This is a genomic window from Polynucleobacter alcilacus, from assembly GCF_018881545.1.
GTDB classification, from domain to species: domain Bacteria; phylum Pseudomonadota; class Gammaproteobacteria; order Burkholderiales; family Burkholderiaceae; genus Polynucleobacter; species Polynucleobacter alcilacus.
In genome coordinates this window covers 1-8,766 of the sequence record NZ_JACVQD010000003.1, presented here as the reverse complement: position 1 = coordinate 8,766, position 8,766 = coordinate 1, and the positions used below count along the sequence as shown (strand labels likewise).

Genomic DNA, 8,766 nt, shown 5'->3' with positions numbered 1-8,766 from the left:
TCTACTTCATCAATACCGTTATCACGTAAGGTGCTAGTTGCTGCGCCTAAGCTGGCAAGTGAAGCGCCATTAAAGTCAGTGCCATTAAATAAGCTATCTAGGCTGGTGTGATGTGCGCTAGCCAGATCATTTAACTCGATTTCTTCAACGCCTGCAGCACTGAGGGCTTGCACGTCGCCAAGGAATGTTTCTGGATTATTACCAAGCAAGGTTTGGATATCAGTTACCAAGCCAAGCTCACCATTGCTAAATTTCGGGAGGCCTGCTTCGACAGTCTCGTGGAGAGCTGTTGGTCCATTTGAACCCAAGTCAATGGTGAAGAGATCCTCGCCAGAGGCTTCGCTCTCAACACCACCAGCCAATGAAACTGCTTCGATGCCTAATTTTTGGAGATCGTTGAGGCTCGTTGTGAGATGTGTACCATGCGCTCCAGGCCCAACAGGCGAAGTTCCCTCAACCAGAAGTGAGTGCACTTCTGAGTTACTCAGATCAAGCGTAGGACCAAAATCTTTTAGGTTCGCCATGGCTTAGAGAGGGAGATGGAAACAATTTTTCACAACTCGAGAATAGAGAAAATCTCTATATAGGGAATGGCCTAAGCCTTCTGATTTACTTAGTCGCCAGCAACTGTATTTAAGGCACCAAGATTAGTAGTGCGTGCTACGGATAACTAGTAGATAGGCACTAAACTACAATAAGTTACATTTTTGTGTCAGGCAGTAACTAAAAAAAACGACTTTTATAGCTTTAAAATCAATTACTTAAGAAATAATACTGTTTTGACATTTATAAATCTCATAAATGCTTATCCGGCTTATTTCTATCAAAATTGACTAGCTACTAAACTCTCATTAGGGGAAATTTAGTAGTCCATCAAGGATGTAATTTGGTGGAAATCATTGTTCAAAATGAGAGCAAAAAGGGGTCTAAAAGAGGTCTTTTTTGATCAATTTATGAAGGTAAATTGCTGTCTTTTTAGAGGGCCAATGAAGTATTTTGAATGCTTAATTGGCACCTGAAAAAACAATTCTTAGGTGAGTTATCCGGCCGATACCAAAGATTGACTAATGATTTTTGCGGCAATTGAAGAGCGTCCGCCCTCTTTGACAACGCGCACTATCTTTGCATTGCAAAGTAACTTAAGTGTGCCTCCAGGAGTATTCAACTCAACTTCAAAGCTAATATTAGAACCTTCTGGGTGGTCCTCATCGATTTCAAATAAGATGCCAGTAGCACTAATATCTCGAGTGACACCGGCTTTTCCGTTTAGGGATACAGGCAGACACGAGCTTACGCGACTAGCGCGTTCGCGCTTAGCAGAAGGTTTAATGGATGGACTCTTAACCATGAGTGGATCTTACTGCCAATATTGACCACTTGAATGGTAGTGACATACTCTTTTTGAGATGCCAGAATCCCTTTTAATACCAAATTAATTACCCCTTAAGTACTAGAGGATCTATGCGGATAAATCAGTGAGGGTATTCAGTAGAAGTATTGCCCCCAATAAAAACAGTCTATTACGAGACTTCATGGAAAAATACATACCCTATTAAGCGGCTGTAACCCTTTAAGAACTTGGACACTAGGGAAAACCCAAACCCGCCATTAGTATGGACAAGGTCAGAATGAGGCCATCAATATCGCAAGATCAAGGGTAGATTAACTGCTATGATTTTTCGGGATTATTCATAAATATTGCGCCCAAGGTCCACAAACGATGATGAACAGAATAGATAACGTATTGCTGGCGCTGAAAAAAAGACTTCCTAGACTTGGCCTGGGCCTCATCATCGCCCTTCTCTTCGCTATTCAAGCAGGTGGCTGGATTTCCCTGCCCCTGATGGACCGTTTGGATGGGATTATCTATGACGTCCGCCTGCGCTTAACTGCTCCCGGGAGCGTTGATCCCCGCGTGGTGATTGTTGATATTGATGAAAACAGTTTGCGCGAGCGTGAAGCAGGTGGTGAAGGTCGTTGGCCTTGGCCACGGGATCGTTTGGCCCTCTTAGTCAATCGCTTAAATGATGACTACAACGTTTCTCTTGTGGGCTTTGATGTGATCTTTTCTGAGAGAGATGAATCATCGGGTATTCGTACGATGGATCAACTAGCCAATTCAGAATTAAAAAATGATGCTGGCTTTCAGTCGCAGTATGCACGCATCAAGCCTCTCCTAGATTTGGATAGTCAGTTTGCTAAGAGCTTTAAAGATCGCCTCATCATTTTGGGATACAGCTTTCTGAATTCGGGTGATCAACAAAAAAAAGGTACTCTGCCCCCAGAAGTATTTACCACTGCGCAAATTCCACTGTCAATCGTCGACCCCATGAAACGCCAGGGGTTTACGGGTAACTTAGCGCAACTCCAAAACAGTGCAACAGATGGCGGTCACATTAATCCGATTGTGGATCATGATGGGATCTTGCGTCGTATACCGATGCTTGTGGAATATGAAGGTAAGTATTACGAGTCACTCGGCTTAGCGAGTGCGAGAGCTTTACTGGGTAGTTTACCTCTCAAAGCATTGGATGGAGATGGCCAAGAAATCGCTCCTAATACAAACTATTTTGGCGCAGTCGAAGCACTCGATGTAGGAGGTGCAATCCTTCCTGTTGACAGTCAATTAGCAAGTTACATTCCGTATCGCGGTCCTTTTAAAAGTTTTGAATATATCTCCGCAAGTGATGTACTCAATAAGAAAGTTCCCAAAGAAAAACTTGAGGGGAAGATTATCCTGATTGGCACCACAGCGCCAGGCTTATTAGACTTACGGGCAACACCTGTAGGCAATGCCTATCCTGGTGTTGAGATTCATGCCAATATGATTACCGGTATTTTGGATGGCACGATTAAGCATGCGCCACTGTGGGCCAGCGCAGCTAATTTAGCCCTTATTGTGGTCTTGGGTTTAGTCATGGCACTAGTGCTCCCGTTCTTGAGCCCGCTATTAGGCACAGTTTTTTCTCTTATCACGATTGCATTGGTATTGAGTCTCAACCTCTACTCTTATCAACAAGGGATTGTGTTGCCACTCGCTTCATTGCTAGCTACTCTACTCAGTGTGTATCTCTTTAATATTGCCTATGGATATTTTGTTGAATCAAAAAACAAACGCTTAATCACCGGTCTATTTGGTCAGTATGTTCCCCCTGAACTGGTTGATGAGATGGCCCAAAATCCAGCCAACTTCAACATGGAAGGCGAAAGTCGTGAGCTCACAATTTTATTTAGTGATGTGCGTGGCTTTACAACGATTTCAGAAAGTTTAGATGCCAAAACCCTCTCTGAATTTATCAATGCTTTCTTAACCCCATTCACCCAAGTGATTTACGACCATCGTGGCACGATTGATAAATACATGGGCGATTGCATCATGGCCTTTTGGGGTGCTCCAATCAAAGATGAAAATCATGCACGCCATGGCCTGCAATCGGCCTTTGAAATGCTCAAAGCAATGGAATTACTCAATGCCCAATTTATACAAAAGGGTTGGCCTCCGATTAAAGTGGGTATTGGCTTAAATAGTGGTCGCGTGAGCGTTGGTAACATGGGATCAGAAATCCGCTTGGCTTATACCGTCATGGGTGATGCTGTAAATCTTGCATCACGCTTAGAAGGCATTACGAAAGAGTATGGTGCTGCCATCATCATTGGCCACGATACCCGTTTGCAATTACCCGATCTGATTGCGCGTGAAGTCGATAAGGTGCGCGTGAAGGGGAAAGATATCCCCGTGCAAATTTATGAACCATTAGGTTTTGATGGCACTGTTTCTGAGGAGCAATTAGCCGCCCTCGCCTTGTTTGAGAACGCCCTGAATGCCTACCGCATGCAAGATTGGGCTACTGCTCAATCCCAATTTGAGCACCTCATGCAGCACTACCCTGCAACGGGTGAAGTACTCTATCCTCTTTACCTAGAAAGAATTGCCCATTTACGGGATAACCCCCCTGGCGCTCAATGGGATGGTAGCTTTACCTTTACTAAGAAATAAAATAAAGAATCAGTTATAGAGTCAGATGAGGGCCTGAGTACTAAACCCCGCAATTAGCAAAGCTTACCTAATCTAGATAAAATACGGCATGACCTGTCATTTAAGAGTCTTAGGCTGTAGCGGCGGTATTGGCGCAGACCTTCGAACTACCTCTCTCCTGCTCGATGATCACATCTTGATTGATGCGGGTACCGGTGTCGGCGACCTCACCTTAGATGAACTCCGAAACATTGACTACGTCTTTCTGACACATAGTCATTTAGATCATATTTGTAGCTTACCCTTCATAGCCGATGCTGTTGGGGGATCGCGAGACAAGCCCTTAAAAGTCTATGGCATCTATGAAACCATTCATGCCTTACAAGAGCATATCTTTAACAATGTGATTTGGCCGGATTTTACAAAAATACCTGATGCTAAGCATCCCTTCATTACTCTTCATTTACTTGAAATCCATGAGCCGATAAAGTTAGGTGCAATCACCATCACCGCCTTACCGGTAGATCACAGCATTGCTGCTAATGCGTATGCTATTTGCTCAGATACAGGCACGCTAGTGTTTAGTGGCGATACGGGTGTGAGTGAGGATTTTTGGCAAGCAGTCAATCAACAAAAACAACTCAAGCATCTGATCATTGAAACTTCTTTCTTAGACCAAGAAGAAGTATTGGCGGTGATCTCTGGCCATTTAAGCCCCTCCTTGCTCGCGAGTGAGTTGAGAAAGTTAGACCCAAATACCTGCCATCCCGACGCAAAGATCTGGGTATGCCATCTCAAGCCTGATGGTGGTGATGCCATCATGCAAGAGATTGATACTCATGCTAACAACTTGTCAATCAAGCCCCAAAAACTCCTACGTGGCCTTACCCTCAGCTTCTAATAGCAGCTGTCATTAGCCGTGCCAGGCAATCTTATCCACATTATGGATGTCATGTGAACTGCCATCGGCATTGGTAATTGTCACAGCATTCTCGGTATGGTCAGTAGTAAACGTAATCTCATGTTTAGCAGCATCTACTGTCGCAGTACCAGACTTCACAATCACCGTCCAATCACCGCTGTCATTACTAAAGCCATTATTGAGATGGGCTCCCGCTTCTGCAGAAATAGATGAAGGGCCACCGTGATCGCTGGTAATGTCGACTACTTCTGTCCAAGCGGCACCACCTGACTGATGGGACGTAGAGTCTACACCTACAAAGTGGCTCATCGCATTCATATTATTTGCTTGGTCGTTGGTGGTGGCAACAGTAAACAACTCCCCACCCAAGGCGAATGTGAGGGAGTTGGTTTCTTGAGTATTTGTAGTGTTTAAAGAGATTGTTGTTTGATAGCTATCAGCTTGACTGATGATCGCTGCAAAATCTAATGCATCATGTCGAGATTCCACCAATCCACCTGAAGCAAAACTCACGTCTTGCATCAAATGCTGCTGGCCATCGGTCGAGGTGTAACTTGCATTACCAGAGATTAGAACCTCACCCTCTGCCGCAAGCTGAATTTTGCCATCAGATGTTAATGACAGACTCTGAATTGAGCGTTGAGCCAGAGTTAAGAACTCCCCTGTTTCAACCACGCCATCACTATTCGCATCTTGCCAAACACCAAATTGGGAATACTGAGCATCGCGTGCATCTAAAACATTATCACGATTCAAGTCAAAGGTCTTCGCAAGACCTTGCAAGTCTGTCTCGCCAACCTGTGTTGAAAACACGATATTGAAAGCGCCGCTTTCAGTCATGAAAGTTAAGAGACCATCATTGGGTGCAACCCATGCAGTAGAAACCGCTTGACCATTATGCGCATAGTCATAGCTCACTCCAGCCGACTGACCAACATAGTTAATACCGTGACCATCTAAATCGATCGCAATCGGTTTAGAAACCGTACCGCTAGCAGCAGAAGATAAGTTACCGGCAGCGTCAGCTACATAAAGCTTGTAACTTCCGGATTGAAGATCTGCTTTTGAAAATGTTGTGTTTGTGTTGGCTGCAATGCTGATTGAATCCCATTGAGAATGCGATTTGCTGGTGATATCTGCTATAGAAGTAACACTCACCGAGCTTTTCACAAGGTAAGCTGTTCCAGCTTCTGAACTACTCACTACAACACTGCCATTGGAGCTGGATGAGCCGCTGATGATTTTTGGGGTAGGTGAATTCGTATCAACCACTACCGTTAATACATTGGAGTACACACTATCACTGCCGCTTTGATACACTACTGCGCGATAGAGATAGGTGCCATCATTGTGATTGGAATTGGAAGTGGCATTTGAAAGACTTGACCAGCTTGTGCCACTGTTAGTGGAGTATTCATAAGAAACTGAAGAACCAACAGTATTGCCAGCAAGCTCTATACCAAAGTTTTTATCCGATGAAATCCCATCACTACTACTCATGCCTGTATCTTCAAAGGATTTAAGGGATAAGGTGCCAGGGTTAATCACTGGGGCAACGTTATAAGTCTTACTTGTAGTAGCAGAACCTTGATTGCCAGCTGCATCAAATGTGCTGATGCTAGCCTCAATCGTCTTATTGGGGTCTGCCACCAAATCAGCGCCAGCTACGGTGAAGCTAAATACCCCGCTATTACCTACTGTTGTAGTTGGACTTTTGCCATTCACAAAGAGAGTCACGAGATCGCCAACGTTGAAGTTACCAGCAACTGTTCCTGAAACCACAACACTGCCCTTAGCTTCGGTAGAGCTAATCGAGTTATCTGCAGTGATGCTACTAATGACAATGGTAGGAACTGGTGCCTTGGTGTCGATGCCATAATTAAAGCTGCTCGCTGTTCCGCCTGCATTACCGGCAATATCTGTGTAGGTATTAGCAAGTGAGATGACATTACTTGTATCCTCAATATTGCTAGTGGGAGTAAATATCCCGGTCCAAGTAATGCCGCCATTCACAGAACTCATCGTTCCTAGCGTGCCATTAGGAGTAGATAAATCAGTCTTATCAAACCCAATTACTGCTTCGCTAAAGGTTACCGTTACAGTTGACGTCTCACCAATCTTGAGCTCCTGATCACTCATTTGAATCGTTGCGGTAGGTCCGCTTGTATCAATTGTAATTTGTTGGCTATCAGTTATTTTGATATTGCCAGCCAAATCCACAATTCGAGTTAAATAAGTGAAATTGGAGTTATGAGTATCGTTATCACTATAAGTCCAATGGGTGTTATCTGCTTTGCTAACATCCTTCCACGCAACACCATCAGCACTAATTTGGATTTTTTCATCAGCGCCTAACGTGGTATTGGTACCACTCACTATTAGCTTGGTATCGTTAGTGACAAAATCGCCTGGTATGCCATTATCCTGATTGATTCCTGCAATATGGACGCTAGCATTAGAGGCAACTGTATCAATTGTTATTCGCTGAGTATCTGTTGACTCAATATTGTTCGAAAAATCTACTACTCGAGTCGTATAGGTGAAGCTACTATTGTGACTAGTGCCAGTATCGTTATAGGTCCAATGGGTAGCATCGGTAACAGATACGTCACTCCAGTTTTTTCCATCAGAGCTGATTTGAATTTTCTCGCCATCTCCAAGGACGCTATTAGTACCACTCACAATCAGCGAAGTATCACTTGTAACAAAATCACCATCAGTGCCGGTATCTTGATTGATCGCAGTAATGTCTACTGAAGCCTTTGATGCTTCAGTATCGTACGGAATGGAAAATAATTGACTAATATCGATGGAATCACTATCCCTAGCAACATCGCCATCTCGATCAGTAATCGAAGCCGATGCCGATAAAATAATGGAATTTAAGCTAAAGTGATAAGCACTGCTTGATCCGTGATCATCGTCGCTCTCTGGGTACTTTTCAGAATTTTGCTGAAGTACATCAATGGGTTTGTCCGTAATTACAGTTACAACTCCAGTGCTATTCACAGAAACTGTGAAAATAGTCACCTCCTTACCGTCTACCTTAGTAATTCCTGAGAGCTGACTACTATCACTATTTGCTTGCAAAGTGATCGCATGGCCGTTGTAGGTCATATCAGTTTTGGTAGAAGCATTCGATAGCGTATAGACTAAGGGAGTGACTGAGCCCGCTCCATCGGCATTATATTGACGTGCTACAGTAAAATGAGATTGGAATGATTGTGCGGAACTACTTACAATGGTGCTCTCTCCCCCATCATCTCCTTTACTACTGCTTCCATCATTGTGACTAGAATCCTCGGACTCAGAGCAGCCATGTCCAGAAACAATCAGGGTAATTGGACTATGAGATACATCAATTGTTGGCACATCATCGTTAATTTGGATCGTCAGCGTATCGCTAGCAGTGCTACCACCAGTGCCATTGACTGTAATGCTCACACCATCATTGATGCTGGTATTGGCAGTGAGCTGATTATGGGTCTGAGCCCCATTTAAGGTGTAGGTATAACTTACGGTTGCATTCTGATCGCTATCAGTACTGCTATAAGACGTAATCTTTAAGGTGCCCTCACCCGTATTAATCGCGCTTGAAGGGGAGAGTGTGCTTAATGTTTTTAAATCAGCCAAGCTCAAGGTAGTACCACCCACCACGAGCTCTTTAATCCCATCGCTGGCAGACACGGTAAAGCTACCGGTAGCGGTTTCAGTATTGCTAGCAGCATTACTACCGGTAGGTAGGCCCGCTTCATAGACGGTGGAGTCTGGTGCATTAGCTAGAACATCATTAGCAACGGTCACGCTGGCGCTGTCATTAGCACCGGTAATGGTGATGGTGACGTGCTGGGTGCTGGTATCCCCATCG

General features: G+C 44.2%; 5 protein-coding genes. 2 read left to right on the top strand and 3 right to left on the bottom strand.

Annotated elements, in window-relative coordinates; genetic code table 11:
• Positions 1-524: hypothetical protein (locus ICN45_RS10320; RefSeq protein ID WP_216175722.1), on the bottom strand; the 524-nt coding region annotated here is incomplete at its 3' end.
• Positions 525-1,039: 515 nt separating this feature from the next.
• Positions 1,040-1,348 carry a PilZ domain-containing protein gene (locus ICN45_RS10315; RefSeq protein ID WP_216175721.1) on the bottom strand — a complete coding sequence of 103 codons (309 nt, stop codon included), beginning with the start codon at positions 1,346-1,348 and terminating at the stop codon, positions 1,040-1,042.
• A 372-nt stretch (positions 1,349-1,720) separates the two neighbouring features.
• Between ICN45_RS10315 and ICN45_RS10310 the strand changes: the two genes are divergently transcribed.
• Together ICN45_RS10310 and ICN45_RS10305 are read left to right on the top strand one after the other, a co-directional pair.
• On the top strand, positions 1,721-3,997 hold the full coding sequence (locus ICN45_RS10310) for a CHASE2 domain-containing protein (RefSeq protein ID WP_216175720.1): 2,277 nt from the start codon (positions 1,721-1,723) through the stop codon (positions 3,995-3,997).
• Between the two features lie 88 nt (positions 3,998-4,085).
• On the top strand, positions 4,086-4,877 hold the full coding sequence (locus ICN45_RS10305) for an MBL fold metallo-hydrolase (protein WP_216175719.1): 792 nt from the start codon (positions 4,086-4,088) through the stop codon (positions 4,875-4,877).
• Positions 4,878-4,889: 12 nt separating this feature from the next.
• Here ICN45_RS10305 and ICN45_RS10300 read toward each other — a convergent pair.
• Positions 4,890-8,766, bottom strand: a 3,877-nt coding sequence (locus ICN45_RS10300) for an SPM autocatalytic domain-containing protein (protein WP_216175718.1), incomplete at its 5' end; no start/stop codon positions are given.